We start from the raw sequence: 26,624 nt of genomic DNA on the forward strand, positions 1-26,624 counted from the left end.
GTGGACACCACTCTCGACCAGGCGACGGACGTCGTCACCGGCATCCGGTTCCCCGAGGGCAACCGCTGGCACGACGGCCGGCTCTGGTACTCGGACATGCACACCGGCGAGGTCTTCTCGATCGACCCGTCGACCGAGACCGAACCCCGGCTGGAAGCCTCCGTCACCGGCCAGTCGTCGGGCCTCGGTTGGCTGCCGGACGGACGACTCATCGTCAGCGCGATGGAGTCGCGGGCGGTCGTCGCCGTGCAGGAGGACGGATCCACCGCGGTCTTCGCCGACCTGTCCGCGGTCGAGTCGTCGCTCATCAACGACCTCGTCGTCGACGCCGAGACCGGTCGGACGTACCTGGGCGCGTTCGGCTACGACCTCTACGGCGGTGAGGAGCTCCGTCCCGGACCGCTCTACGTCATCGACACCGACGGCTCGGTTCGGCTCGCAGCCGACGGCCTGGTCTTCCCGAACAGCGCGAACGTCCTGCCGGGTACCAGGACCCTGGTCGTCAGCGAGACGTGGGGCGGCCGGCTGACCGCGTTCGACATCGAACCGGACGGCTCGCTGAGCGGGCGTCGCGCGTGGGCACCGCTTCCCGAAGGGGTCACCCCGGACGGCAGCACCGTCGACGACGAGGGCGCGGTCTGGGTGTGCTCGGTCGACACCGGCGAGTTCCTCCGGGTCCTGGAGGGCGGCGAGGTCACCGACCGCATCACGGCACCCGGGCGTTGCGCGATCGACTGCGCGCTCGGCGGTCCGGACCGGCGGACGCTCTACCTGGCGACGGCGGACAGCTACGACCCCGCCGCGACGGAGCGCACCCGCGCCGGCCGGATCAGCGCGATCAGGGTCACGGTGCCCGGCCGCTGACCGGCCCGAGAACGACGGAACCCCCGCCGAGCCGGAGCTCAGCGGGGGTTCCACATGGTGACCCCAGCGGGATTCGAACCCGCGTTACCGCCGTGAGAGGGCAGCGTACTAGGCCGCTATACGATGGGGCCGCGATCCCGCTGCAGGAGCGGGACACACGCGTTGTCGGACTCGGAGGCTAGCCACCAGTGGTGACCCCAGCGGGATTCGAACCCGCGTTACCGCCGTGAGAGGGCGACGTACTAGGCCACTATACGATGGGGCCGTTCCGACAACTCGACAAGTATTGCACAAGCGCCGCGCCCGGCCAAAACGAGGCGTGTCGCCCGGGTGAGCCGCCATGCCCCGGTGGGCATACGGTGGATCGATGGTCGTGCGCATCGGGCTGTCGGGGTGGCAGTACGACTCGTGGCGCGGCGACTTCTACCCCGCTGGCGTGCCCAAGCGCCGGTGGCTGGAGTACGCGGCCGAACGGTTCTCGACGGTCGAGGTCAACGGCTCGTTCTACTCGCTGCAGCGGCCGGAACGGTACCGGGCCTGGCGCGCGGCCGTCCCACCGACGTTCCGGTTCGCGCTCAAGGGCGGCCGGTACGTCACGCACATGCTGCGACTCCGGAACGTGGACACGGCGCTCGCGAACTTCTTCGCGTCGGGGCCGCTCGAGCTCGGTGCGACGCTCGGGCCGGTGCTCTGGCAGCTCCCCGAGTCGCTGACGCCGACGCCCGTGGTGCTGGACGGGTTCCTCGCGCTGCTCCCCCGGACCCACGGTGCCGCAGCGACGCTGGCCGAACGGCACGACGACAAGGTGGCGGAGCCGTCGCTCCGGGCCGAGGACCCCGACCAGGTGATCCACCACGCGCTGGAGGTCCGTTCCACGGGGCTGACCGACGAGCACGTCGACGTGCTCCGCCGGCACGGGGTCGCGCTGGTCGACTCGCACGCCGGCGACTTCCCCCGCCTGCGGATCGACACGGGAGCGCCGATCGCCTACCTCCGGCTGCACGGCGCCCCCTGGACGTACCACGACGGCTACTCGCCGCAAGCACTCGGGCGGTGGGCAACGACGGTGGTCGAACACGTCGACGCCGGGCGCGACACCTACGTGTACTTCGACAACGACGCCGAACGGCACGCGCCGTGGGACGGACTCGCGCTCGACCGGATCGTGCGCGACCGCCTGCGGACGCGGGTCGACGGGCGGGGGTGAGCCGCGCCTCCAGGCCGGTGGAGCCGCTGCGTGTCAGATCGTGAGGGACTCGCCGGGCCGGAGGATCTCGAGGACACCATCAGGCTCGACCGCCTCACGGAGCCGCGCCGTGTGCATGCCGTAGCCGGTGTCGGAGAGCGTGGCCTCGTGGACGGGGTAGGCGCGGCGTGGGGCGACGGCGAGGACGTAGTCCATCATCTCGGCGACCTTGAGCCACGGGGCACCGACGGGTGCGGCGAGGACCTCCACCGGGACGTCGGGGATCGTGTACGAGTCGCCGGGGTGGAACAGGCGGCCGTTGACGAGGACGCCTGTGTTGTCGACGACGGGGACGCTCGAGTGGATGAGGTTGTGGCGGGTGCCGTGGAAGCTCAGCTCGAAGGGGCCGATCGTGCGGTGGTCGCCGTCGGTGACGACGTCCACGGGGACGTCCGCTTGCAGCAGCCGGGCCACGCCGGCGGGTCCGATGACCACGGCGCCGGGGTTGCGGTCGAGGATGCGACGGAGCTGTTCGGGCGTGACGTGGTCGGGGTGCTCGTGCGTGACGACGACGGCGACGACGCCCTCGGTGTCGACGGGGCGGGTGAAGCCGCCCGGGTCGATCACGAGGCGGGCGGTGCCCTCGGTGACGATCTGGCAGGCGTGTTCGAGCTTGGTGACCTCCATGCGGGCGACCCTACGCGTCGGGGCGGGGTGCGCCCGCGGTGGCGGCGGGCCGCGGCGCGCGCCGGGCGGGGCGGCACCCGGCCGCCGTCCCGCCCCGCTCGCGCCGTGCGTGCCGGCGCCGCGCGTGGGCGCGCCGCGCCGCACCCCTCACCGCGGGGGCGGCCCCGTCGACGACCGCACCACGAGTGACGCCGCCGACGGCGGCACCGGCACCGCCTGGCCACCGTCGACCTCGGCGAGGACCGCCCGCGCCGCGACCCTCCCCTGCGCCACCGGGTCCTGCGCGATGGTGGTCAGTCCGACGACCTCCCCGTACTCGTGGCCGTCGATGCCGATGACGGAGACGTCCTCCGGCACCGAGAGTCCGGCCTGCCGAGCGGCGAGCATCACCCCGAGCGCCATCTCGTCCGAGGCGCAGAACACCGCCGTCGGCCGACCGACACCGCCGACGCCAGCGCCCGCGCCGTCAGCGGCGCCAGCGCCGCCAGCGCCAGCCGCACCGCCAGCACCCGCGCCGCCGGCGCCCGCGCCAGCCGCGCCTGCTCCAGCGGCGCCCGCACCCCCGCCCAACAACGCCCGCCCCGCGTCCACCCCGCCCGCGAACGAGAACCTCCCGTCGAGCACCCACTCGTCCCGCACGGCGAGTCCGCGCGCCTCCATCGCGGCCACGAACCCGTCCCTCCGCAGCCACGGCACCGCCACGTTCATGCCCGCCTCGTCCTGCCCGCCGACGTAGGCGACGTCCCGGTGCCCGAGGCCGCACAGGTGCTCCACGGCGATCCCGGCGACCTGCACGTCGTCGACCCCGACGTTCCGGAGACCCGGCGCCGGTCCACCGATCACGATCATCGGGTGCCGACTGAGCTCGAGCTCCGCCCGCTCGGTCGCGTCGAGCACGAGCGACAGGAGGACGAGGGCGTCCACCCGGTGCCGCAGCATCGAGCGGCGGAAGGCCCGGTCGCGATCCCCTCCCGGCCCGCCGAGGTTGTACAGCACCAGGTCGTACCCGGCCCGCCGCAGCTCGGCGTCGACGCCGCCGAGGGCCTTGACGTAGAACCAGCGGTCGATCACCGGCACGACCACGCCGACGGCCCGCTGCCGTCCGGTGGCGAGGCCGGCCGCCGCCGAGCTCGGGACGTACCCGAGTTCGTCGGCGACCCGCCGCACCTGGTCGATGGTGGCGTCCGCGACGGTCGACATCCCCCGCAGCGCGCGGGACACCGTGGACTTCGACAGGCCCGTGACGGTCGCGATCTCCTGGATGCCCATGCCGACTGCCTGGAGGCCCGTCAGCCGTCCGACGGTCGGGTCACGTCCGGCACACCCCGGCCCTGGGCCGGGCCGGCCACCCGTGCCGCGCTCGCCACACCGGCCGGCGGGACCACGGGGGTCGCGTGGATCGCGACGACGGGCGCACCCGTCGCACCGAGCCCACCAGGGCCACCGGAGCCACCGCCAGCACCGGAGACACCGGCACCACTGGAAACACCGGCAGCACCGGAGACACGCACCTCGCCGCGCCGACGTGATCGCACCGGACGCCGACCGGCCGGCGCGAGCTCGTCCCACCCGACGTGCCGGTGGACCCGGCCGTCGGCCCCTGCCACACCGTCCGATGCCCGCCCGCCCGGCAGACCCCGCACGATCGGCGCAGCCGCAGCAACCGCCGCACCCGCCGTCGCGTCGATCCGCCGAGCGACCCGGCCGACCCCAGCGCCGGCCGCGTCACCCGACGCCGTCCGCCGCAGCACCGACACCCGCCACCGGTCGAGCACGACGACCCCGAGCACGCACGCCAGCAGGGTCAGCGCCCACCCGAGCGCCGGGCGCCCCGTGAGCTCGCAGAACACCGTCGCGCCGAGGAACAGGATCCCGAAGGTCCCGACGAAGCCGATGGCCTCCTCGATGCGGGCGGTCGGCCGGGCAGGTCCACGCTGTGCCACGGCCGTCAGCCCTTCACGCCGCCGGCGGTGAGGCCGGCCACGATGCGCCGCTGGAAGATGAGCACAAGGATGACGAGCGGGATGGTGACGATCGTCCCCGCCGCCATCACCGCGGTGTACGGCTCCTGGTGCGGCTGCGTCCCGGCGAACGACGCGATCGCGACCGTGACCGGCTGCGTGGCGTCGCTGGAGAGCTGGGATGAGATGAGGTACTCGTTCCAGGACGAGATGAACGCCAGGATCGCGGTCGTGAACACGGCGGGTGCGGCCAGCGGCAGGATGATCCGCCGGAACGCCTGCACACGGGTGCACCCGTCGATGCGGGCCGCTTCCTCGAGGTCCCACGGCATCTCGCGGAAGAACGATGCGAGCGTGTAGACGGTGAGGGGCAGCACGAACGAGATGCTCGGCAGGATCAGCGCCTGGTACGTCCCCATCCAACCGATGTCGGTGAACAGCTGGAACAGCGGCGAGATGAGCGCGACGCCGGGGAACATCGACGCCGCGAGGATCGCACCGGCGATGAGCGACTTGCCCTTGAACTCGAGCCGCGCCAGGGCGTAGGCCGCGCTCGTCCCGACGAGCAGGGCGATGATCGTGACCACGCCGCCGATGAGCAGCGAGTTCGCCAGCGCCCGTCCGAGGTGGTTGCCGAGCGAGGTGGAGAACGCCGTCGCGTAGTTGTCGAGCGTCACGTGCGTCGGCCAGGGTGTGGCGTCGAATGTGAACCCGACGTCGCGGAACGAGGTCACCACCATCCAGTAGAACGGCAGCAGGCACCAGACGGCGATGACCGTCGCCTGGATGCCGGTGCGGAGCTTCGAACCGGTGTGCTTCTGGACGCGCACCTCGGCGCGGTCGGTCGCACGGTCGCGGGATGCCGCCGCCGAGCGCGGTCGGTCTGCTGCGAGGGTCACTTGAGCTCACCCTTCTGCTGGGCTGCCTGGGTCTGCACGACGTTCGCCCCGAGGAACCGGACGAAGACGAACGCGACGATGAAGATCACGAGGAACGTGATCGTGGAGAGCGCCGACGCGGCGTTGAACCCCTGCCGGATCTGGTCGACGACGAGGATCGACAGCGTGGTCGTCGCGTTGCCGGAACCACCGCCACCACCGGTGAGGATCGCCGGGAGGTCGTACATGCGGAGCGCGTCGAGCACGCGGAACAGCACCGCGACCATGAGCGCCGGCTTGATGAGCGGCAGGGTGATGAGCATGAAGCGCTGGACCGTGGAGGCGCCGTCCATCTTGCCCGCCTCGTAGACCTCCTCCGGGATGAGCTGCAGCCCCGCGAGGATGAGCAACGCCATGAACGGCGTGGTCTTCCACGTGTCGGCGATGATGACCGCCCACCGGGACGCCCACTCGCCGCTCGTCCAGAGGATCTGGTGCCCGAGCACGTGGTTGAGGACACCGTTCGCGTCGAAGATGAAGTACCAGAGCTTCGCGGTGACGGCGGTCGGGATCGCCCACGGCACGAGGATCGCGGCCCGGACGAGCGCGCGGCCCTTGAAGTCCCGGTTCATGATGATGGCCATCCACACGCCGATGACCGTCTCGAGGGCGACGGTGACGACGGTGAAGAAGAACGTGTTCCCCATCGACACCCAGAACTGGGAGCCGATGCTGCCGGGCGGGCAGGTGACGTTGCCGCACTGCTGTGCGAGCCAGTGCACGTAGTTGGTGACGCCCGCGAAGCCGCCCTGCACGAACAGGCCGGTCGCCTTGTCGAGGCCCTGGTCGAGCTGGAACGACTGGATGACCGCGCTGACCACCGGGTAGCCGATGACGACCGCGAGGAGTGCGATCGTCGGGCCGATGAGGTAGACGGCCCAGCGGCCGTGTTCGGCGTTGAGGCCGCCCTTGCGCCGCCGTTGCTTCGGTTCCATCCCCGTCGGTTCGGGGATGGCGGCGGGGATCTCGGTTGCTGCTGACACGTGACGGCCTCCTTGCCGGGTGTCGGGACGCAAGTGGGTGTGGGACGGGAGGCGCGGTGCGGGCTGGCACCGCGCCTCCAGTCCGCTAGCTCCCGCTGCTGGTGGCCGTCTTGAGGGCCGCCTGCATGTCCTTCAGGGCTTCGTCGACGCTCTTCGATCCCTTGAGCGCTGCGTAGGTGTTGTCTTGGATCGCCTTCGTCACGGCCGGGTAGTACGGCGTGACGGGCCGCGGCTCGGCCGACTGGATCGACTTGAGCAGCGTCGGCAGGTAGGGCAGCTTCGCGGTCAGTTCGCTGTCGGTGTAGAGGCTCCCGACGACCGGGGCGAGCGAGCCCTGCGTGGCGAAGAACTTCTGCGTCTCGTTCGACTCGAGGAACTCGAGGAAGTCGTGCGCCGTCGCCTTGTGCTTCGAGTACACGCTGATCGCCGCGTTGTGGCCGCCGAGCGTCGAGGCGCCGGTGCCGTCCGCGCCCGGGATGGGGGCGATGCCGAAGGTGTCCTTGACCTTGCTCGATCCGTCGGTCTTCGCGAGGCTGTAGACGTAGGGCCAGTTGCGCAGGAACAGCAGCTTGCCGTCCTCGAACGCGGTGCGGCCCTGCTCCTCCTGGTAGGTGATCGCGGCGGCCGGGATGTTCCCGTCCTTGAACGCGTCGACCAGGTTCTGCAGGCCGGCCTTGGCGTCCGTCGTGTCGACGTCCGGGGTGCCGCTCTTGCCGAGGATCGAGCCGCCCGAACCGTTGATCGCCTCGGAGGCGTTCACGGTCAGGCCTTCGTACTTCGCGAACTGCCCGGCGTAGCAGCCGATGCCGGCCTGCTTCGCGATGTCGCAGTCCTTCATCATGTCGGCCCACGTGGTCGGCGGCGTCTTGACGAGGTCCTTGCGGTAGTAGAGCAGCGCCCCGTCCGAGGTCTGCGGTGCCGCGTAGAGCGTGTCGTTGTACGTCGCCGTCTTCACGGTGGCGGGCAGGAGCTTCGAGGTGTCGAGCTTCATCTTGCCGGTGAGCGGGGTGAGCCAGCCCTTCGCGGCGAACTCGGCGGTCCACACGACGTCGACGTCCACGACGTCGTAGTTGTCGTCCTTCGCCTGGAAGTGCTGCACGAGGTCGTCGTGCTGCTGGTCCGCCTGGTCGGACTGCTCCTTGAAGGTGACCTTCTCGTCGGGGTGGGCCTTGTTCCACTTCGCGATGAGCGGTCGGACGACGTTCGAGTTGTCCTTGCCCTGGACGTACGTGATCGGGCCGCGGCTGTCCTGCCCGTTCTGGCCGTCGTTCGATGCCGAGCTCCCGCTCGAGCAACCGGTGAGCACGAGGCCGATGGCCGCGACCCCCGCAACCGATGCGAACCGCACCTTGGCGCGTCTTGTCTTCACAGCGTTGTCTCCTCATCGAGATCACCAGGGGACGCCGTCCGGCGGACCGGACGTCGTTGCCTGGAGCAGGCGACGCTGCCTGCTGGTGGAGGAAGCTACGCCCGCTCCCGGCGATGCGCAACCGGTTGCATCGACACCGTGACCTGAGCGTGACCTCTCGACTTCCGATGACTTCCTGGGTGAGCGCTCACCCTCGGCATCGGTGTGTGGGAGTCCGCCCGGGGCGGGTGCGGGGTTCCGCACGATCACCGCCAGGGGGCCCGGCGCACGTTGTCGGCCCGGCGGTCCGGACCTACCGTCCTCAGCATGGCCACCACCAGCACCGCTCGGACCGTCCCCGCGCCCCGGCGCGTGATCGACGTCGACCTCGATGCCCCGCTCCCCCGACTCGTCGCGGACGAGACCGGGTCGTCCGCGCTGGTGATCGGCTACCGCGGCGGTCACCCGACCGGCACGCTCGACGTCGAGCTCACCGACGACCCGGCGGACGCGGCACGCGCGCTCGGCTCGCTCCGGGAGACCGTGCTCGCCGACGTCGCCACGGTGGCCGACGACCTCCTGCCGACGATCTCCGTCGTGGTGTCCACCATCGTCGACCGCGTCGACGACCTCGGCGACCTGCTCGACGTCCTCGAGCACCTCGACTACCCCGACCACGAGGTCATCGTCGTCGACAACCGCGTCCGCGTCCCCGCCGACGACCGCCTGCCGGCGCTGCTGGCCGGTCGGGACGTGCGGCTCGTGACCGAACGTCGCCCCGGGCTCTCCGCCGGTCGGAACGCCGGGGTCGCGGCAGCACGCGGCGAGGTCGTCGCGTTCACGGACGACGACGTCCGCGTCGACCCGCAGTGGCTGCGCGCGCTCGGCGCCCGGTTCGTCCGGGAGCCGGACCTCGACGCCGTGAGCGGCGTGATCCTGCCGACCGAGCTCGCCACCCCGGCGCAGATCTGGTACGAGGCCTACTACGGCGGCTTCAGCGGCGAGCGCACCTTCGACCCCGTCACGATCGTCCCGGACGACGTCACCGGCACCATGCGGCACGCCCGAGTGCGGGCGCTGCGGCCAGACGGGTCGCTCGTGAAGCACTTCGCGGTGTACGGCATTGGCGCGTACGGTGCCGGCGCGAACATGGCGTTCCGGCGGTCGCTCATCGACGCCGTCGGCGGGTTCGACACCACCCTCGGTGCCGGGTCCCCCGCCCGCGGCGGCGAGGACCTGGCGATGTTCATCGAGACGCTCTGGCGCGGCGGACGCGTCGGCTTCGAGCCCCGCGCGGTCGTCCACCACCGGCACCGCCGGAGCATCGAGGACCTGCACAAGCAGCTCCACGGCAACGGGGTCGGGTTCACGGCACTCATGTGCGCACTCGCGGCGAAGGACCGGCGACACGTGGCGGTGCTGGCGCGACTCGTGCCGACGGCGGCGATGGTGAAGGTGCGCGAGACGCTCGGTCGACTGCGCGGCGGCTCGCCCACGGTCGCGGCCGTCGACGTCGATGCCGCGGTGCCCGCGGTGCCCGGTGCGGCGGTCCCGCGGTCGCTCGCCTACCACGAGCTCCGTGGCTTCCCGGCCGGTCCCGCCGCCTGGCTCCGGAGCCGCCGTCGGTGGCGTGCCGTGGAGGCTCAGCACTCCCAGGCCGGGTAGCCCGGACGACGCTCGGACTGGGGACGCGAGCGAGGCGGACGGGCGCGCCCCGCACCCGTAGGATCGCATCCGACGACCCGTGCCGGACGGGTCCGAGGAGGACGTATGCCCGCGGGGACAACCACCGTGCTCGACGCAGCACCGGACCTGCTCGACGCCGGCGAGCGCGAGGTCCACGTCGGCGTGCTCGACCTGGTCGAGCCGCTGCTCGTCGTCGCCACGGAGACCGCGGTCTGCGTCTGCGGACACGGGCGGGACGCCCACGAGCACTACCGGCGCGGCAAGGACTGCGCGCTCTGCGACTGCCCCCGGTACCGACGCAGACGCTGACGGGTGCGGGAAACCGCCGCTTCCCCGCACCCACCCCCGAGCCGCCTTGTCGCTCGCCGGACCGGCCTGTTCACTCGGAGTCATGGCCAACTCCCCTGCGGTGCTCGCGTGCGTCGTCCTCGCCCATGAGGACCCCGCCCACGTCCGCCGACTCGTCGAGGCACTCGACCCGACCGCTGCACCGCACCTGTTTGCCCGCACGTTCCCGACCGCCGTGAGCTCGGACTCCACCACCGAGGTCGGAGTCTCGTGACCACGCCCCCGGAGACCCGCCGCGAAGGCCGGCACGCCGACGTGACGAAGACGGTCGACGATTTCGCCGAGCGGTCGAGTCCCGAGGACGAGCGGACCGCGGTGCAGCGGCCGACCCGTCGCTCGAGCGCGGACACCGGCAGCACCAAGACCACCGAGGACCGCTCCGGAGTCCTCTTCGGGCGCGGCCTCCTGTACGTCGTCGTCTGGTCGATGCAGCTCCTCGTGAGCTCGCTCATCTCCCCCGTCCTCGCGCACGTCATGCCGCTGTCCGAGTTCGGCGTGCTCGCTTCGGCCATCGCCCTGTACCAGGCACTCGTGGTCTTCGCGGTCGCCGGGCTCGACCAGGCATCGGTCCTGCAGCGTGCCGAGGACGGCGACGACCGGAAGACCCGCGGCCTCGTGGCGGTCGGGATCGTGCTCGCCGCCGTGGTGACCGTGCTGGCACTCGTCACGATCCCGCTCTGGGGCGACGCTGCGGGCTTCGTCGGCGAACACCCGATCCTCCTCGTCACCGTCCTCTGGATCTTCCCGGCGGGGGTCGTCCAGCTGTCGCTGGCCCTGCTCGTCGCGCAGGACCGGATCCGGGTCTTCGCCGTCACGAGTCTCCTGTCGAGCGTCGGCGGCTCGATCATCGGACTCGGACTGCTCGAGTTCGTGCACGCCGACGCGACGACCTACGCGTGGGGTGGCGTGGTCGCCCAGGGCATCGCGATGGTGATCGGTGTCATCGCCGTCCGTCCTCGAGTGCGCGGGCTCGTCGATGGACGGACCATGGGGCGGGCGTTCAAGCTCGGCATCCCCATCGCACTCGGGAACCTGTCCTACTTCGTGCTGAACGCCGGTGACCGGATCGTCGTGCAACGGGTGCTCGGCCCGGACGAGGTCGCCCGCTACCAGATCGCCTACGTCGTCGGCTCGGCGGTCATCCTGCTGCTGACCTTCACGAACCAGGCCTGGGCCCCGCACTTCGCCGCGGTGCGGGACGCCGTGGCCCGACGACAGCTCGCGATGCACACGCGTGACCAGCTCTACCTGCTGCTCGCCCCCGTGCTCCTGGCCGTCACGCTCGTCGCACCCGTGGCGCTGCCGATCCTCGCGCCCGCGTCCTACCGCATCGAATCACTCTCGCTCGTCGTCTTCGTGGTGGCACTCACCGCCTTCCCCGTCATCGCCGGCGGCGCGACCAGCCACCTGCTCACCGTCGAACGTCGCGGCGTCGCCATCGGGACCGTCGCCGCGATCGCCGGTGTGGTCAACATCGCGGCGAACGTCCTGCTCGTTCCGTGGCTGGGCATCGTCGGGGCGGCTGCTTCGACGGTGATCGCCTACGCGCTCCTGGCCGGCCTCCAGCAGGCTGCCCTCAGCGACCGCCGCGAATGGCGCGGGCCGCGAACACGGATCGTCCTCATCGCGCTGCTGTCGACCGTGCTCGCCGCCGCGTCGCTCCTCCTCCCGCAGGACCTGACCTGGAACATCGTCCGCTTCGTCCTCGCCCTCGCGTGCCTGCCCTGGTTCATCCGGCGGCTCCGACTCGCTCGAGGAGCCGGGTCGTGACCGGGAACGGGGTCGAGACGGTCCCGCTCCGCATCGGAGTCGTGACGAACGAACTCCAGCTCACGGGCGGCGTCGAGCGATGCGTCCTCGAGGACACCCGCGAACTCGTCTCCGCGGGTCACCACGTCGAGGTCTGGTACCGCGACTCTCGTCCCGGCATCACGGATGCAGGGTCGGCGGAGCTCGCGAACGGCGACGAACCGTACGACCGCCTGAGGGTGCCGCGGTTCCGGACCGAGGACCGCTCGTTCAGCCCGCGGACCATGGTGTCAGACCTGCGGCGCTTCGTGCGCGACGGGCTGCAGGTCCGCCGGTCCCGACTCGACGTTCTCTGGCTCAACCGTCCCGAACACATCGTCTGGGGCCGGATCGTGTCGATGGTCGCCGGCGTCCCGCTCGTCGTCCACCTGCACCACGCTCCGAACTACAGGCATCTGCGCCCCTTCTCCGGGGGCCGCACACACTTCCTCGCCGTCTCGCACACCATGGCGCGAGCCTGGGCGGCGGTCGGGGTCCCGCGCGACCGCATCACCGTGGTGCCCAACGGGATCGACACGTCGGCGTTCCCCGTCACGACGGTGGACGGACAAGCTCGGGCACGTCGGGTGCTCGGACTCGACGAGCACCGACCGACGGTGCTCTACTACGGTCGGCTGTCCGTGGCGAAGGGTGTCCCCGCACTCCTCGGCGCCTGGCGTCGGGTCGCGCTCGGCGCCGCCCTCCACGAGCGTCCGGGCTCCGGATCGGATGCTCCGGCGTCGGACCGCTCGCCAGTGCTCGTCCTCGCGGGACTGAGCGTGCGGGAAGACGCCGAGCTCGTCCAGCGCACCGTCGACGCGATGCCCGAGGGCTCGGTCGTTGTCCTGCCACCGCGTGACGACGTCCTGCCCTTGCTGCACGCGGCCGATCTCGTCGTGATGCCGTCGATGCTGCCGGAAGGCTTCGGACGAGTCGTGGTCGAGTCGATGGCCGCCGGCCGCCCGGTGATCGCGACCGACAACGGCGGCACCGCGGAGATCCTCGGCGACGAGTGGTCGTGGGCGACGGTCGACCCTGCCGACCGGGTGGCCCTCGCCGACAAGCTCGTCGAGGGGCTGGACCGTGTGCGCCACGAACCGTCGATCGGGGACCGGGCCCGCGCGTACGTCCACGACCGGTACGGGCGCGACGTGCACGTCGCCCGCCTGCTCGCCGCCCTGTACCGGCACACGGGGCACTGAGCCGACCGACACCGGGACCCACGACCCGTGGACCGGCGAGCGGAGACGACGAAGGGGGCCCGCTCCGGCGGGCCCCCTTCGTCGTTCACGCGACGGTGTACTCGTTCACACGACGGTGTACTCCCGACGCAACCAGGCGCCCTCGGGCCGCAGCGCACAGGTCTCCTCGGTCGAGCACGTCTCGCCGTCGTAGGCGGCGTAGGCGAAGAACGCCGCCTGCTTCGCAGCGACCTGCTCGGGCGTCAGGTTGCTCGGCCGCTCCGCCACCGGGTACCCGAGGTACCCGCTGAAGCGGTGCGGTCCTGCGGAGCGACGCTGCACCTCGTCGGTGAGGTACGCCACCGTGTGGTGGTCGCTGTGGTCACCGTCCCCGTAGTCGCCGACGTGGTCGAGCGTGTGCACGATGGTCGGGGCGAACTCCTCGAAGAGTCCGGTCAGGACGGCACGGAGTTCGTCGATCGTGAAGGCCTCGGGGTGCTCAGCGCCGCGGACGGTCCGGATGCGCCGGAGCGAGCCGGTGCGGAGCCGCTGCAGGCTTCGGCGGCCGGTGCGCCAGAACCCGGAACCGTCCATGTTCCCGTCCGGCAGCTGGAGGAAGACGATGCTGATCCGTGGGTCGCCGACGAGTGTCCGCGTACGGATCGTCTTGCCTGCGACCTGCGCGACGCTCGTCGACCAGGTCGACGGCACGCCGGCGAGCAGTGCGTACGACGCCTCCAGGCCGGTCTCCCGACGCTTCCAGTACGACGCGGACCGCCCGGCGTCTCCGGCCGTCACGACGACCGAGCGGACGGCGTGGCCGCCTTCGACGAGCTGCTGGAGTCGGGTCCCCGAGAAGAGCAGGTCGTCGTCCGCGTGGGCGACGACGGTCAGGACCCGCTCTGCGGGCCCTGACCGGGGTGCGGGTGCCATGGCCGTCAGCTCACGCCCGCCGTGGTCTTCACCGCGACCGGGGCCGGCGCCGGTGCGCGCACGACCATGGTGCCGAAGACGCGTCCGACCCCGTAGCCGACGACGGTGGAGACCGCCGAGGTCACGATGGCCAGGGCACGGAGGCCGCCCCCGCGGCCGAGGGCGCCGAGTTCGCGGAGCACCGCGCCGGGGAGGACCCGGGTGAGGTACGTCGACTCGCTGGAGAGCGAGTCGCGTGCACCGACCCGGCGGCTGAGGACCGCCTTCGAGATGCCCTCGTAGTAGCTGCGTCGGCGCAGGTACCGCATCGTGACGCGGTCCGGGGAGACCCGGTGCGAGACGTTCGAGCGCGGCTCGAAGCGGATGCGGGCGCCCGGACGGATCCGGGCGATGCGGATGCAGAGCTCGGTCTCCTCGCAGCCGAGCGGGTGGTTGCCGACCCGACCGATGCCGGAACGGAACCCGCCGGCGGCGAGGACGACGTCCCGGTGGAAGGCCATGCTCGAGCCGATGACGTTGCGGACGTCGGCTGGTGCGGTCGGCAGCCCCGTGTAGCTGCAGCCGACGATCCAGAGGAGCTCGTCCGGGTACGGCCCGGCGCCGGTCGCGGTCGGCCACGACGGGGTCGCGCGGCCGCCGACACCGACGACGTCGGGCTCGTCGAGCGCGTCGACGAGGTGCACGAGCCAGTCCGGGTCGGCGGTCGCGTCGTCGTCGAGGAACGCGACGACGTCCGCGTCGGCCAGGGCGACACCGGTGTTGCGGGCCCCGGACAGGCCGCGGTCCTCGGTGTTCTCGACGACCCGGAGCTCGGGCCACCGTGCCGCCGCGCGGCGGAACAGCTCGGGCTCGTGGTCGATGACGACGATCACCTCGGTCGCGTCGGGCTGCCGCTTGGCCGACTCGACCGCGTCCTGCAGGTCGCCCCAGCGCTGCTGCGTGTACGCGCAGATGACGACGGCGACCGTGGGGTGGCTCACGCCGCTTCCTCGTCCAGTGCCGGGACGGCCGCCGGGACGACGAGACCCTGCACGTGGGTCGGCATGAGGCGCATGCGGGCCTTCGCCTCGCGGGCGCGGCGACGCTCGTGCATGATCGACTTCAGGACGCGGATGCCGTCGCTGACGGCGTTGAGGTTGCTGGTCCCGTGCACGCGGAGCTTCTCGTGGCTCCCCACCTCGGTGATCGCGAACTCCGCTGCGGACCAGCGGCAGGTCAGGATCGTCTCGATCTCGAAGCCGTCGCCCCAGCGCATCGAACCGTCGGTCGGCTGCGGGAGCGTGGACGACAGCAGACCGATCGTCGGCAGCGTGTCCGCCCAGAAGGCGTTGTAGCCGTAGCAGAGGTCCGTGTACTTCGCGCCGAGCAGGAAGTTCGAGACCATGTTCAGGCCCTTGTTGCCGAGGCCGCGGATGATCGTGATGTCGTCGCTGCCGCCGCCGTGGGCGTACCGGGTGCCCTTGGCGACGTCCGCGCCGTCGGTGAGCGCCTGGACGAAGCGCGGGATCTCCGCGGCGTCCGCGGAGCAGTCCGCGTCGAACATGACGACGACGTCGCCGGTGACGGCCTCGAAGCCGCAGGCGAGCGCGTTGCCCTTGCCCTTGCGGGTCTGCTGCACGACCTTGATGGTCGGCATGAGCCGCTGCGCGGTCGCGATGGTGTCGTCCACCGAGTTGCCGTCGACCAGGATCACCTCGTACACGGGCGGGAGCATCGGGAGGATGATCTCGAGGTTTCGGGCCTCGTTCCTCGCGGGGATGACGACCGAGACGCGGGGGTCTCGTGGTCGGACGGTGCTGGCGGACATGGTGCTCCTGTCGGGTTCAGGGTCGCATACGGGAGTGGTCGCGGGACGGACCCGGCGCTGGGTGGGCGCCGGAACGGGGGGACACCGTTCCCTGGGCTGGCTCCAACCATCGTCCGGGCATCGGTGCTGGTCAATGCGGTCGGGCACTGGTTGCGGGGCCCCGAGCGCGGATACGGAAACCCGCAAGCCGCAGCCGGTGGGCGTGTCGGTGCGCGGGGCGGACGGGAGGCGCGGTGCGGGCCCGCCCCGCGCCTCCCGTCCGCCCCGCGCCGGTCACGGACGCGGATCCTGCGTCGTGAAGGCGGACCGCAGCGCGGCGGCGAGCTCGGCGACGTGCGGCTCGCGGAGCAGCGAGCTGTGCTCGCTCTCGATCCGCACCATCGTGGTGTCGCCGCGGAGCACGTCACCCCAGCCGTCGACGTCCGGGTTGCCGTCGGCGAGCACGAACGTCGCTGGGCCGGCGTACGGCGACGGCGTGTGCCGCCTCGTCACGATGCTCGCCTGGTCGAAGAGCGCGTCGAAGTCCTTCTGGCCGCCGTAGCGGATGACGCCGGCGCCGTAGGCACGCACGCGCTTGGCGAACTCCTCGCCGACCGGGACGCCGGCCGGGAGGATCCGCCGCGCGGCACGGTCCAGGGCACGCTTGGCCGCACGGAGCGCGGTGTTGCGGATCGGTGCCGGCTCCATCCGACCGAAGTGCAGCTGCGCCTGCTCGGCACTGCTGCGTGGCAGGTAGGTGTCCAGGATCGCGACGTGCTCGACCCGCTCGCCGCCCTCGGTGAGGAGCTTCGCGACCTCGAGCGCGACGAGGCCGCCCAGTGAGTGTCCGACCAGGAGGTACGGTCCGCGGGGCTGCACGATGCGCATCAGCTCGACGGTGCGCTTCGCGGTGCGCTGGATGCTCCAGTCCGGGATCGCCCGTCGCTCGAGGCCGTGCTGCTGGAACGCGTACACGTCGTGCTCGGGCAGGTAGCGGGACAGCGGGAGGAACGTCAGCCCGAGTGCGCCGGCGCCGCTCAGGCAGAACACCGGCGGTCGGCCGGTCTCCCGCGCCTCGGCGACCTTCACCACGTCGGGGTGGCTCGGCAGCGACTTCGCCCCGATCCGGACGCGGCGGGCGAAGGCACGGAGCGTGGGCTGCTCGAGGAGCTCCGAGGCGCGGAGGTCGACTCCGAGCCGCGTGTGCACGATCGCGAGCATCTCCTCGGCCGAGAGCGAGTCGCCGCCGAGCGCGGTGAAGTCCTCGTCGAGGTGGACGCCGCGGAGCCCGAGCACCTCGGCCCAGATCTGCCCGACGACGAGCTCCCACTGGTCGTACTCGCCCTCGACCATCTCGACCTCGAGCGAGGGCGCACCGGGCAGCTTCGACCGGTCGACCTTGCCGCGTTCGTTGCGGGGCAGTTCGGGCATCGGGACGATCGCCGCGGGGACCATGTACTCCGGGAGGCGGTCGCGCAGGGCGCGGCGGAGGGCGGCCGGTGCTGGTGTCCGGCGACCGGGACGCCCGACAACGTACGCGACGAGCCGGGTCATGGCCGGCGGTTCGACGAGCGCGGTGACGACCACGTCGTGCACGTCCGGGACGGCACGGAGCGCGGCCTCGACCTCGCTCGGCTCGACGAGGTACCCGCGCACCTTCACGGCGTCGTCGTCGCGACCGAGCAGGACGAGGCAGCCGTCCTCCTCGATGCGGGCGAGGTCGCCCTGACGCCAGAGCGGGGTGCCGTCCTCGTCGACGCCGAGGTGCTCGGCCGTCTTCTCGGGCGCACCCCAGTAGCCGGCGGTCATGCCGTCGGAGACGACGACGAGCTGGCCGGTCTCGCCCACGGCGGCGGCGGTGCCGTCCTCGCGGAGGACCTTCGCGGTCTTGCCCGGCGGCGTGTACCCGGCCGGGACGACCCCGGCGGGGACGTCGTCCTCGGGGCCCACGGGGAAGTACGTGACGGCGCCCATCTCGCTCGAGCCGAACCCGTTCCACAGCACGGTGCGGGCGCCGAGGACCGGACGCGCGGCGTGCACGTCCGTGCCGGTGATCGGCTCGCCGACGGTCATCACGAAGCGGAGCGGGGCGAGTGCGGGGTGCAGGTCGCCGTCCGCACGGTCGCGCACGGTCGCGACGATCGAGCGCAGGAGGTGCGGCGTGCAGACCACCGCCGTGACCTGCTCGGCGGTCATGCCGTCGAGGAGGCGCTCGGTGCCGAGGTCACGCGCGTCGAGGAGCACCGCGGCGGCGCCGTTGAGCAGGCTGTCGAGCGTGGTGAGGATGCCTGCGGCGAAGGACAGCGGCAGGACGACACCCACCCGGTCGCCGGGGCGGTAGGCCGCGCTCGCGCTGCTCTGCTCGGCGTTCCGGAGGAGCTGCCGGTGCGTCATCGCGACGCCCTTCGGGAGGCCCGTCGAGCCGGAGGTGAAGACGATGGCGGCAGGGTCGGCGCCGCCGGGGTGGTGCGCGGGGGCCGTGGTGTCGCCGGCCGCGGCGGCCGCGGCGGTCCCGGCGGTCGTGGCAGTCGCGGCTGTCGCGGCTGTCTCCGTTGTCTCGGCGATCAGTGCGTCGAGGTCGTGGACGCTGCCCGCGGCGCCGAGCACGGCGGCCGCGAGGTCGGTCCGGGTCCGGTCCGCGAGCACCTCGGCGATGCCCGCGAGCGTGACCACGTGCTGCAGGCGCGCTTCGGGCAGGTGGTCGTCGAGCACGACGACGGTCCGTCCCGCGGCGACGAGCGCGAGCATCCCGACGACCGTCTCGGTGGTGTGCCCGGCCATGATGCCGACCGGGACCGACGCCCCGGTGCCCTCCGGCCCGACCCCGGCACCGGACCGGTCGTCCGGACGGAGGAGCCCCGCCAGCCGGTGGGCGAGCGTGCGCACCGTCCGGTCCGTCTCGCGGAACGTCCGGGCGACCCCGGCTCCGGCGAGCGCCGGAGCCTCGGGCACCGCCTCGACGACACGGTTCCAGCGGTCGAGGATCGAGTGGTCGCCGGCCACCGGGATCACCGGCTCGGCCGGGCGCTGCTGCGCGGTCGGGTGTGTCGAACGCATGGGTACTCCCCTGGTCGTGCGTGTCGGTGGTGCGCTTCCCAGGACCGTAAGCGGCGGAGGGCCCCCGATCGAGGGCCCTGCGGGTGCGGTGCGGTGATCCTGCGGTTTGGCGCATCCTCGCGATCTGCCGTGGATCCCCGATGACGGTGCTATCGAACCGCTGTGCGTTCCCGCGCGCGGACGGTGCGGCGGGAACGGGCGTAGCGCACCACGCCGCGGGCGACCGAGGCGAGTTCGATCCACCGCACCCGACCGACCTCGCGGAGGAACGCGGGGTCGTCGTGGAGCGCGTCCGCGTCCGGCCGAGGCGCGTCCGGGCCGGGCGCCTCCGAGGTCGCCGCGGTCGTCGGGTTGCCGGCCACGAGGTGCCGGACCGCCCGCGGGCCGCGCTGCAGCGCCATCCCGAGCGTGTGCGGCCGCAGCGCGATCTTCGTGAGCCACGCGCCGAGTCCCGTGCCGTACCCGCGCGCCTGGAGCCGGAGCGCTGCGAGGTCCGCGCGGTGCCGGTGCCACACGAGCGCAGCGGGCTCGACGACGAGGGCGGCGCCGGAGAGGACGACGCGGGAGAACATGTCGATGTCCTCGCCGCCGCCGGTCACCGTGCCGACGCCGAGCGCCTCGTCGAAGCCGCCGAGCTCGAGGACGGCCTCGCGGCGCATCGCGAAGTTCGCACCGGTGCCGTAGTCCCCCACCGCGAACGGGAAGAGTGGACGGTCCGCCGGGGGCGCCGACAGCCGGTGCACGCGCGGCACGAGGTTCCGGGACCACGTCACCCGCTCGTCGAACCACCGCTGCGTCGGCGTCCGGAGCTCGCCGCTCGCGACGAGTCCGCTGACACAGACGACGTCGTCACCGCGCGAGAACCCGGAGGCGACCGCGCGGAGCCACGACCGGTCGACCACGACGTCGTCGTCGGTGAACGCGACGATCTCGTGCTGTGCCGCGCGGACACCGGCGTTGCGGGCGCTCGAGAGACCGGGAACGGGCTCCCGGACGTACCGGACACGCGGGTCCGTCGCGGCGATCGCCTCGACGAGCTCCCGGGTGGACTCGTCGGACGGCGCGTTGTCGACGATGACGACCTCGAAGTCCGGGTGGTCGAGCGCGAGGAGCGAGTCGAGGGCGCCGCGCAGCTGGTCGGCGCGGTCGCGGGTGCACAGCACGACGCTCGTGCTCGGCAGGCGCACGGGGATCGGCGGCTGCGGCACTGCCGGCAGCGCGGAGACCGCGGCGCGGAGTGTCGCGCCGTCGACGACGTCCCCGGTCATCGGCACGTCGACGAAGCCGAGGGGTGCCACGCCGTCGCGCACCAGGAGCCGCGCCGAACGGTGACCGTCGGCCTCGAGCAGCGTGACCGCTCCGACATCGTGCCCGGGGACGTCCGCGAGGTCGATCGCGCCCACCCACACGGCGCCGCTCCACGTCGGGGTCTCGGCACTCGACATGGGTCGCTCGAGCACCACGCGGGACGGAAGGGAACGCGGGAGGGTGTCGGTCATGGGGTGAGCCTGTCTCGTGTCGGGGACGTGCACGGTCGGGGCCGGCAGATCCACGGTCGCCGGGTGCGCGACGAGCGTCAACGAGCATCCGGATCCGTGCGGTTCCTGCCGCACGAGGGTGCTCACGCGTGCGTGAACCCGCAATGCCGCAGGCCCTCCGCACTTCCCGACGGCCGCTCTCCCGCGGCACGGTCGGCCGCGGATACCGTCGTGACATCCGCCGGGCGCTGCCTCTGTTCGGCCCGACCTGAAGGGACGCTCGATGCGTCAGCCGATCGCGGTGGTCGAGCAGTGACCGCCACCACGACCCAGACCAGGATGTCGCTCGTCCTCGCAAGCCGTGCACTCGTGAACTCCCCGGTGCCGCCACTCCTCGCCGCGGGCCTCGGGTTCGCCGGTGCCGTCCTCATCGCCGCCGACGCGACCGGCCCGCTCCGCACGGCCGTCGTGCTCGTGGCGCTCCTCGTCGTGCCGGGTCTGCCGGTCGTCCGTGCTCTCGGGCTCCGGGACCCGATCGGTCGAGCCGCCCTCGTGGTCGCCGTCAGCGCCGCGATCGACGCCGTCATCGGTCTCGCGATGGTCTGGACCCACCAGTGGGTCCCGCTGCCCGCCGCCGGCCTCCTCCTGCTCGTCGGCGGGTGGGTGTCGCTCGGCCAGGGCGTGCAGACCGTCCGCACCGTCCCCCGTCCGCAGTTCGTCCGGACGGCCCTCCCGACGGCCGTGCTCGTCCGCGCCGTCACCGCGTCCGGCGTGCTCGTCACGGGACTCGCGCTGTGGGCTGTCGGCACCTCCCAGAGCAGCTCGACCGGCCTGGGCGAGTGGGGCCTCCTGACCGCACTGCCCGTGACCTGGTGGATCGGTGCGGCCCTGGTGTTCGCGGTGACGCTCGTCACCCTCGTCGACCGTCGCCACCACGTGCTGGTCCGAGGCGTGGCCTCCGTCGCCCTCGTCCTGGTCATGTACGGCACGACGAACCTCGTCTCCGCGGAGCCGCGCCCGCCGTGGGTCTTCAAGCACATCGCGGTGACGGCGTACATCATGGAGCACGGCGGCGTCGATCCGTCCATCGACATCTACAACCGGTGGCCCGGCTTCTTCGGGTTCAGCGCCTTCCTGGGCGCGGCGACCGGCACCCTCGACGCGGCGGCTCCCGTCCGCTGGGCGGAGATCGCGTTCGCCCTCGCCGACGGCGCACTCGTCCTCGGAATCGCCCGGGCGCTGGGCGTGAAGGGACGCTGGGCGACCGTCGCCGCGGTCCTGTTCAGCGCCGCGAACTGGGTCGGGCAGGACTACTACTCCCCCCAGGCGTTCGCGTTCTTCCTGTTCCTCGCCGCCGTCCTGATCGCCCTGACCGTGCTGCGCGGGACGCCGAACCGCATCGGCGTCTGGACGGCCACGGTGACCGGCAGGCTGTTCCGGGCACGACGGTCGGCCGTCGCCACGGCGGTCCTCCCCCGCTCGCGCGCGGCGGTGACCACCGCGGCGGTGGTCGTGGTCGTCCTGCAGTTCGTGATCACCGCGTCGCACCAACTCACCCCGTTCGTGGTCGTCGCCGCGTTCGTCCCGCTGCTCGTCCTCGGCTACCTCCGGCCCTGGTGGCTCGCGGTCCCCCTGACGCTGCTGCCCGTCCTGTACCTCCTGCCGAACCTCGGCTACATCCAGGAGCACTTCGGACTGACCACCGGGTTCGACCCGGTGAGCAACGTCACCGCCGAAGCGACCTCCATCGCCATCCCCTCCCTCGCCACGACCCTGCAGAGTCGTGCGGTGCTGGCGATCACCGCGCTCGTCGCCGTGTGCGCGGTCGTCGGGCTGGTGCGCATGATCCGTTCCGGGCACGCACGTCGAGCGCTCGTCGTCCTCTGGCTCGCCGCGTGCCCGATCGTCCTCGTGTTCGGACAGAGCTACGGCGGCGAGGCGAAGTTCCGCGTCGTGCTGTTGTCGGCACCGTTCCTCGCGATCGCCGCCGTCCACGCGTTCCACGGACGCGGGCGCCGACTCGGCGCGATGGCCCTCGTGCTCACCGTCGTCACCGGCCTGTTCGTCGGGGCGACCTTCCAGGCCGAGCAGGCGAACCAGACCGCGTCCGCCGACGTGGCCGCGGCGCGGTGGCTCGACGGACGGTTCGCGTCGGACGACAGCCTGACGACCGTCGGGACGTTCCCGTCGATCATCAGCGGGAACTACGACAACTACACCCGGCACTGGGGCCAGGTCGACTCGCTCGAGAGCGAGTCCGCGTGGTTCCCGGACGGCATCACCGCGAAGGACCTCACCGGGGTCCTGCAGGACCGCGACTACGGCGGTCGCGCCTGGATCGTGTTCTCCTCGTCGCAACGCGCCGACGCCATCGCGCGCGGCATCCTCACCGCCGCACAGATCGACGCGATCCAGCGGTCGGTGGCCGCCGAGTCGACGCTCCGCTACGACCGCGACGGCGTCCTGATCTACGAGGTGGACGATGCAGCATGAGCCCGGTGCACGGCACCTGATGACGACCCGACGCTCGTTCCTCCGGCGTGGTGCGACCATCGCCGGCGTGCTCGGGGTCGCGGCCGTCGCCGGCACCACTGCCGTCGTCCTGCCGATGCGCAGCGGCGGGGCGGACGCCCGTGCGGAGCAGATGCCCACCGGGTCGCTCGAATCCGAGGGCATGCGGTGGATCCCCTACCTCGCCGAGGACTTCGACCGCATCGCGGCACTCGGTGAGCTCCTCGCCGTCTACCCGCGCATGTCGGAGTACAGCGGGATGCGTGACACGTCCGGGAAGGGCCTCTACGCGCCGGACCAGGTCGTGTCCGTGCACGACTCCGTGCTCGACTTCCACCTGCACAGCAAGGGGTCGCAGCCGCTCGTCGCGACCGTCCTGCCCGCGGGCTACCGGTCGTACACGCACCAGCGCGTGTCCATCCGGTACCGCGCGGACGAGGTCCCCGGCTACAAGTTCGTGATGATCCTGTGGCCGCTGTCCGGCGACTGGAACGAAGGCGAGATCGACTGGCCCGAGGGCGACCTCACCGGCGACGTCCGCCCGGTGTCGGCGATCCCGGGCAGCTACGACGCGGAGAAGGAGGCGATGACCTTCCTCCCCGAGGACCCGACCGTCGTCCCCGGCGGACAGTCCGACTGGCACGTCGCGACCGTCGAGTGGACCGCCGACGCGATCCGGTTCTACTGGGACGACGAGCTGCTCGAGACCGTCACCGACGCCGTGCCGACGACGCCGATGCGGGTGACGCTGCAGGCGGAGACGATCATCCACGACGACGCCGTGCCGACGAGCGCCTCCGGGCACGTGCTCGTGGACTGGGTCGTCGCCTACCGGCAGGGCCGCTCGAGTTCCTGAGGCCGTCCGCCCGCTCCTGAGGCCGGGCGCCAGCTCCCGCGGTCGACCGTCCGCGTGTCGCGTGGGTCCACCAACGAGAACAAGCCCCCGGGATCTCCCGGGGGCTTGTTCGTCGAGTGCTGGGGTACCTGGACTCGAACCAAGAACGACGGTACCAGAAACCGCTGTGTTGCCAATTACACCATACCCCAAAGGCCCGAAGGCCTCGGTCCCGGTTGCCCGGGGCACGATCAACTACTGTACAGCATCCCGGAGGTCCGTGAGACCACCCACGAGGTCCCGGTGCACGGCGGCGGCCGTCACGGCTCCATGCCCGGCGGCGACGATGAGCTGTTCCGGCCCGGGCGGCGTCACGTCCCCCACCGCGTACACACCCCCGACGCTCGTCCGGCCCGAGCGGTCCACCACGAGGAGCCCGTCCGCATCGCGTTCGAGGTCGGCGTCGACCCAGTCCAGGTCGGCGAACCACCTCGGGCGGACGAACCCGCCCGTGCGCGGCTCCACGTGCCCGTCTGCGAGGCGGACGCCGGTCATCCCGGAGCGGTCCCCCTCCAGGTCCTCCACGGGCCGCTCGTCGACGCGGACGCCCGCGTGCAGCAGCCGCGCCCGCCCCGCGTCGTCCAGCCGGGCGACGCCGTTCGTGTACACCACGAGGTCGTCGGCCCACGCGGCGACGAGCAGCGCCCTGTCGACCACGTCGTCCGTCTCGCAGATGAACGCCAGGGCTTCCCCGGCCTTCTCGTACCCGTCGCACTCCACGCAGCTGTGCACCGCCGTGCCGTAGAACGCGCGCAGCATCGGCAGCGCCGGGAACTCCTCGCGGAGGCCGGTCGCGATCACCACCGCGCGGGCGGTCGCCTCGATCTCGGTCCCGCGCCAGGATCCGTGCACGGCCCAGCCGTCGCCGTCGCGGGACACCCGGTCCACGACGGCCTGGACGACCGTCGCCTCGGCGTAGCCCTCGACCTCGGCCCGCCCGAGCTTCCGCAGCTCGAGCGGGGAGATGCCGTCGCGGGTCAGGAACCCGTGCGACCGCAGGGTCGCGGCGTTCCGCGGGCGGTTGGCGTCGACGAGGAGCACCGTCCGTCTCGCCCGGACGAGGTTCAGCGCAGCGCTCAGCCCCGCCGGCCCGGCACCGACGACCACGACGTCGACCGTCAGACGGTCCGGGACGGTCACGGCTGCGGTCCGCTCACGACGACGACCCGCGTCAACGGTCCGCGAGTCGGCGCAGGCGCGCCAGGGTGGAGTTCTTGCCGAGGATCTCCATCGACTCGAACAGCGGCGGGCTGATCCGGCGGCCGGAGATCGCGACGCGCAGGGGTCCGAACGCCAGCCGCGGCTTGAGCCCGAGCCCGTCGATGAGCGCGGTGCGCAGTGCGCCCTCGATCGCCTCCGTGGTCCAGTCCTCCAGGGGCTCGAGCGCGGTCGTGGACGCACGGAGGACGTCGCCGGCGTCCGGCTTGAGCGTGGCGAGGGCGTCGTCCTCCACCACCAGCTCGTCGTCCGCCGTGAACAGGAACCCGAGCATCGCGGGCGCCTCGCTGAGGAGCTGCATGCGCTCCTGCACGAGGGGCGCGGCAGCGGTGAGGACCTCGAGCTCCGCCGGCGTCACCGGGTCGGAGACCACGCCCGTGAGGTACGGGACGAGTCGGTCGCGGAAGTCGTCGGCGTCGAGCAGGCGGATGTGGTCGCCGTTGATCGCCTCCGCCTTCTTGTGGTCGAACCGGGCGGGGTTGGGGTTGACGTCGGCGACGTCGAACGCCTCGACCATCTCGTCGATCGAGAAAACGTCCCGGTCGGCCCCGATCGACCAGCCGAGCAGCGCGAGGTAGTTCACGAGCCCCTCGGGGATCATGCCGGCGGCCCGGTGGTGGAAGAGGTTCGACTCGGGGTCACGCTTGGAGAGCTTCTTGTTGCCCTCCCCCATCACGTACGGCAAGTGGCCGAAGAGCGGCGTGAACTCGGCGATCCCGACCTCGTAGAGGGCGTCGTACAGGGCGATCTGGCGCGGCGTCGACGACAGGAGGTCCTCACCACGGAGGACGTGCGTGATCCCCATCAGGGCGTCGTCCACCGGGTTCGTGAACGTGTAGAGCGGCTTGCCGTTCGGCCGGACCACGACGAAATCCGGGAACGTGCCCTGCTTGAACGTGATCTCCCCGCGCACGAGGTCGTCGAAGCTGAGGTCACGGTCCGGCACCCGCAACCGGAGCGCCGGCTCACGGCCCTGGTCGCGGAAGGCCTGACGCTCCGACTCGGTGAGGTCGCGCTCGTGGTTGTCGTAGCCCTGCTTCGGGTCACGACCGGCGGCCTTGTTGCGGGCCTCCATCTCCTCCGGTGTCACGAACGACTCGTAGATGTGGCCGGACGCCTTGAGCTTCGCGATGACGTCGTCGTAGACGTCCGAGCGCTCGGACTGCCGGTACGGGCCGTGCGGGCCACCCGCCTCGACACCCTCGTCCCAGTCGAGCCGGAGCCACCGCAGCGCCTCGAGGATTTGCTGGTACGACTCTTCGCTGTCCCGGGCGGCGTCGGTGTCCTCGATGCGGAACACGAGCTTGCCGCCCGTGTGCCGCGCGTACGCCCAGTTGAAGAGCGCGGTGCGGATCAGTCCGACGTGCGGCGTGCCCGTCGGGCTCGGGCAGAAGCGGACACGGACATCGGAACCGGAGGCGGTGGTGAATGGCGCAGTCATGACTCGTCGATCCTACCGGCCCGGGAACGCAGAAAACCCCTGACCAGTACATGGTCAGGGGTTCCCTGGTGTTGCAACGTTGAGTCCGGCGGCGTCCTACTCTCCCACAAGGTCCCCCTTGCAGTACCATCGGCGCTGAGAGGCTTAGCTTCCGGGTTCGGAATGTGACCGGGCGTTTCCCTCTCGCTATGACCACCGGAACACCTTCGACTTGACCGTTACCGGGTCAAGAAAGCTGTCCCAGCCGTAGCTGAGTTATTCAGTTTCTCAGTTCCCGATCGTCTGTCGGGAACCACAAAGTGGACGCGAGCCCGTGACCCAAAGGTCACGGAAAT

At 71.9% G+C, this 26,624-nt stretch carries 22 protein-coding genes, 3 tRNA genes and 1 rRNA gene; 9 read left to right on the forward strand and 17 right to left on the reverse strand.

The window, feature by feature from the left end; all coding sequences use genetic code 11:
* Complete coding sequence (locus FS825_RS09990; protein WP_186377167.1) at positions 1 to 864, forward strand: SMP-30/gluconolactonase/LRE family protein; 864 nt, start codon at positions 1 to 3, stop codon at positions 862 to 864.
* A gap of 55 nt (positions 865 to 919) precedes the next feature.
* On the opposite strand, the gene FS825_RS09995 is transcribed toward FS825_RS09990, so the two are convergent.
* Together FS825_RS09995 and FS825_RS10000 are read right to left on the reverse strand one after the other, a co-directional pair.
* A tRNA-Glu gene (locus tag FS825_RS09995) sits at positions 920 to 995 on the reverse strand.
* 58 nt (positions 996 to 1,053) lie between these two features.
* Positions 1,054 to 1,129, reverse strand: a tRNA-Glu gene (locus FS825_RS10000).
* Between the two features lie 102 nt (positions 1,130 to 1,231).
* Here FS825_RS10000 and FS825_RS10005 point away from each other — a divergent pair.
* Positions 1,232 to 2,071, forward strand: a complete 840-nt coding sequence (locus tag FS825_RS10005) for a DUF72 domain-containing protein (protein WP_144712450.1) — start codon at positions 1,232 to 1,234, stop codon at positions 2,069 to 2,071.
* 33 nt (positions 2,072 to 2,104) lie between these two features.
* Here FS825_RS10005 and FS825_RS10010 read toward each other — a convergent pair whose 3' ends face one another.
* The 6 genes from FS825_RS10010 to FS825_RS10030 all read right to left on the reverse strand — a co-directional run bounded on the left by FS825_RS10010 (position 2,105) and on the right by FS825_RS10030 (position 7,988).
* Positions 2,105 to 2,737 carry an MBL fold metallo-hydrolase gene (locus FS825_RS10010; protein ID WP_144712452.1) on the reverse strand — a complete coding sequence of 211 codons (633 nt, stop codon included), beginning with the start codon at positions 2,735 to 2,737 and terminating at the stop codon, positions 2,105 to 2,107.
* Between the two features lie 147 nt (positions 2,738 to 2,884).
* Positions 2,885 to 4,006 (reverse strand): LacI family DNA-binding transcriptional regulator, encoded by a 1,122-nt coding sequence (locus tag FS825_RS10015; protein WP_144712454.1) that lies wholly within the window; start codon positions 4,004 to 4,006, stop codon positions 2,885 to 2,887.
* Positions 4,007 to 4,026: 20 nt separating this feature from the next.
* Positions 4,027 to 4,680 carry a hypothetical protein gene (locus tag FS825_RS18620; RefSeq protein ID WP_186377168.1) on the reverse strand — a complete coding sequence of 218 codons (654 nt, stop codon included), beginning with the start codon at positions 4,678 to 4,680 and terminating at the stop codon, positions 4,027 to 4,029.
* Between the two features lie 5 nt (positions 4,681 to 4,685).
* A complete protein-coding gene (locus FS825_RS10020; RefSeq protein ID WP_260981116.1) occupies positions 4,686 to 5,528 on the reverse strand; it encodes a carbohydrate ABC transporter permease in 843 nt (280 codons plus the stop codon).
* 65 nt (positions 5,529 to 5,593) lie between these two features.
* Positions 5,594 to 6,571 (reverse strand): carbohydrate ABC transporter permease, encoded by a 978-nt coding sequence (locus tag FS825_RS10025; RefSeq protein ID WP_144712591.1) that lies wholly within the window; start codon positions 6,569 to 6,571, stop codon positions 5,594 to 5,596.
* A 133-nt stretch (positions 6,572 to 6,704) separates the two neighbouring features.
* Complete coding sequence (locus FS825_RS10030; RefSeq protein WP_144712458.1) at positions 6,705 to 7,988, reverse strand: ABC transporter substrate-binding protein; 1,284 nt, start codon at positions 7,986 to 7,988, stop codon at positions 6,705 to 6,707.
* A 306-nt stretch (positions 7,989 to 8,294) separates the two neighbouring features.
* On the opposite strand from FS825_RS10030, the gene FS825_RS10035 reads away from it, so the two are divergent.
* The 5 genes from FS825_RS10035 (at position 8,295) to FS825_RS10050 (ending at position 12,991) form a co-directional block, all read left to right on the forward strand.
* Positions 8,295 to 9,632: a glycosyltransferase gene (locus FS825_RS10035; RefSeq protein WP_144712460.1), complete on the forward strand. Its 1,338-nt coding sequence runs from the start codon at positions 8,295 to 8,297 to the stop codon at positions 9,630 to 9,632.
* Positions 9,633 to 9,737: 105 nt separating this feature from the next.
* On the forward strand, positions 9,738 to 9,962 hold the full coding sequence (locus tag FS825_RS10040) for a hypothetical protein (protein ID WP_144712462.1): 225 nt from the start codon (positions 9,738 to 9,740) through the stop codon (positions 9,960 to 9,962).
* Between the two features lie 82 nt (positions 9,963 to 10,044).
* Positions 10,045 to 10,215, forward strand: coding sequence for a hypothetical protein (locus FS825_RS18625; RefSeq protein ID WP_186377169.1), 171 nt, complete (start codon positions 10,045 to 10,047; stop codon positions 10,213 to 10,215).
* The gene (locus FS825_RS10045; protein WP_144712464.1) at positions 10,212 to 11,771 is read left to right on the forward strand and encodes a lipopolysaccharide biosynthesis protein; all 1,560 of its coding nucleotides are present in this window, start codon (positions 10,212 to 10,214) and stop codon (positions 11,769 to 11,771) included. Before FS825_RS18625 ends, FS825_RS10045 begins: the two co-directional genes overlap by 4 nt.
* A complete protein-coding gene (locus FS825_RS10050; RefSeq protein WP_186377170.1) occupies positions 11,768 to 12,991 on the forward strand; it encodes a glycosyltransferase family 4 protein in 1,224 nt (407 codons plus the stop codon). Before FS825_RS10045 ends, FS825_RS10050 begins: the two co-directional genes overlap by 4 nt.
* A 105-nt stretch (positions 12,992 to 13,096) precedes the next feature.
* On the opposite strand, the gene FS825_RS10055 is transcribed toward FS825_RS10050, so the two are convergent.
* From FS825_RS10055 to FS825_RS10075, 5 genes are all read right to left on the reverse strand, one after another.
* Positions 13,097 to 13,903 carry a PIG-L family deacetylase gene (locus tag FS825_RS10055; protein WP_144712468.1) on the reverse strand — a complete coding sequence of 269 codons (807 nt, stop codon included), beginning with the start codon at positions 13,901 to 13,903 and terminating at the stop codon, positions 13,097 to 13,099.
* 5 nt (positions 13,904 to 13,908) lie between these two features.
* A complete protein-coding gene (locus FS825_RS10060; protein WP_144712470.1) occupies positions 13,909 to 14,883 on the reverse strand; it encodes a glycosyltransferase family 2 protein in 975 nt (324 codons plus the stop codon).
* Positions 14,880 to 15,710, reverse strand: coding sequence for a glycosyltransferase family 2 protein (locus FS825_RS10065; protein WP_144712472.1), 831 nt, complete (start codon positions 15,708 to 15,710; stop codon positions 14,880 to 14,882). Before FS825_RS10065 ends, FS825_RS10060 begins: the two co-directional genes overlap by 4 nt.
* A gap of 273 nt (positions 15,711 to 15,983) precedes the next feature.
* Complete coding sequence (locus tag FS825_RS10070) at positions 15,984 to 18,746, reverse strand: alpha/beta fold hydrolase (protein ID WP_144712474.1); 2,763 nt, start codon at positions 18,744 to 18,746, stop codon at positions 15,984 to 15,986.
* A 149-nt stretch (positions 18,747 to 18,895) separates the two neighbouring features.
* Complete coding sequence (locus FS825_RS10075) at positions 18,896 to 20,245, reverse strand: glycosyltransferase family 2 protein (RefSeq protein ID WP_144712476.1); 1,350 nt, start codon at positions 20,243 to 20,245, stop codon at positions 18,896 to 18,898.
* Between the two features lie 291 nt (positions 20,246 to 20,536).
* On the opposite strand from FS825_RS10075, the gene FS825_RS10080 reads away from it, so the two are divergent.
* On the forward strand, positions 20,537 to 22,717 hold the full coding sequence (locus tag FS825_RS10080; protein ID WP_144712478.1) for a hypothetical protein: 2,181 nt from the start codon (positions 20,537 to 20,539) through the stop codon (positions 22,715 to 22,717).
* On the forward strand, positions 22,707 to 23,591 hold the full coding sequence (locus tag FS825_RS10085; protein ID WP_144712480.1) for a glycoside hydrolase family 16 protein: 885 nt from the start codon (positions 22,707 to 22,709) through the stop codon (positions 23,589 to 23,591). The genes FS825_RS10080 and FS825_RS10085 overlap by 11 nt, the downstream gene beginning before the upstream one ends.
* A 119-nt stretch (positions 23,592 to 23,710) precedes the next feature.
* Here the strand turns inward: FS825_RS10085 and FS825_RS10090 are convergent.
* The 4 genes from FS825_RS10090 to rrf all read right to left on the reverse strand — a co-directional run bounded on the left by FS825_RS10090 (position 23,711) and on the right by rrf (position 26,489).
* Positions 23,711 to 23,782 (reverse strand) — tRNA-Gln (locus FS825_RS10090).
* 43 nt (positions 23,783 to 23,825) lie between these two features.
* Positions 23,826 to 24,770, reverse strand: coding sequence for an NAD(P)/FAD-dependent oxidoreductase (locus tag FS825_RS10095; protein ID WP_144712482.1), 945 nt, complete (start codon positions 24,768 to 24,770; stop codon positions 23,826 to 23,828).
* A 31-nt stretch (positions 24,771 to 24,801) separates the two neighbouring features.
* Positions 24,802 to 26,289, reverse strand: coding sequence for a glutamate--tRNA ligase (gltX, locus tag FS825_RS10100; protein WP_144712484.1), 1,488 nt, complete (start codon positions 26,287 to 26,289; stop codon positions 24,802 to 24,804).
* A gap of 83 nt (positions 26,290 to 26,372) precedes the next feature.
* A 5S ribosomal RNA gene (gene rrf, locus FS825_RS10105) occupies positions 26,373 to 26,489 on the reverse strand.
* Positions 26,490 to 26,624 lie beyond the last annotated feature (135 nt).

This window comes from Curtobacterium pusillum, from assembly GCF_007680845.1.
Classification (GTDB): domain Bacteria; phylum Actinomycetota; class Actinomycetes; order Actinomycetales; family Microbacteriaceae; genus Curtobacterium; species Curtobacterium pusillum_B.

Coding starts and splice junctions, on each gene's coding strand:
- FS825_RS10015 (WP_144712454.1), bottom strand. CDS start 4,006: ATGGGCATCCAGGAGATCGCGACCGTCACGGGCCTGTCGAAGTCCACG.
- FS825_RS10010 (WP_144712452.1), bottom strand. CDS start 2,737: ATGGAGGTCACCAAGCTCGAACACGCCTGCCAGATCGTCACCGAGGGC.
- FS825_RS10005 (WP_144712450.1), top strand. CDS start 1,232: ATGGTCGTGCGCATCGGGCTGTCGGGGTGGCAGTACGACTCGTGGCGC.
- FS825_RS10025 (WP_144712591.1), bottom strand. CDS start 6,571: ATGGAACCGAAGCAACGGCGGCGCAAGGGCGGCCTCAACGCCGAACAC.
- FS825_RS18625 (WP_186377169.1), top strand. CDS start 10,045: ATGGCCAACTCCCCTGCGGTGCTCGCGTGCGTCGTCCTCGCCCATGAG.
- FS825_RS10075 (WP_144712476.1), bottom strand. CDS start 20,245: ATGACCGACACCCTCCCGCGTTCCCTTCCGTCCCGCGTGGTGCTCGAG.
- FS825_RS10055 (WP_144712468.1), bottom strand. CDS start 13,903: ATGGCACCCGCACCCCGGTCAGGGCCCGCAGAGCGGGTCCTGACCGTC.
- FS825_RS10040 (WP_144712462.1), top strand. CDS start 9,738: ATGCCCGCGGGGACAACCACCGTGCTCGACGCAGCACCGGACCTGCTC.
- FS825_RS10065 (WP_144712472.1), bottom strand. CDS start 15,710: ATGTCCGCCAGCACCGTCCGACCACGAGACCCCCGCGTCTCGGTCGTC.
- FS825_RS10035 (WP_144712460.1), top strand. CDS start 8,295: ATGGCCACCACCAGCACCGCTCGGACCGTCCCCGCGCCCCGGCGCGTG.
- gltX (WP_144712484.1), bottom strand. CDS start 26,289: ATGACTGCGCCATTCACCACCGCCTCCGGTTCCGATGTCCGTGTCCGC.
- FS825_RS10085 (WP_144712480.1), top strand. CDS start 22,707: ATGCAGCATGAGCCCGGTGCACGGCACCTGATGACGACCCGACGCTCG.
- FS825_RS10070 (WP_144712474.1), bottom strand. CDS start 18,746: ATGCGTTCGACACACCCGACCGCGCAGCAGCGCCCGGCCGAGCCGGTG.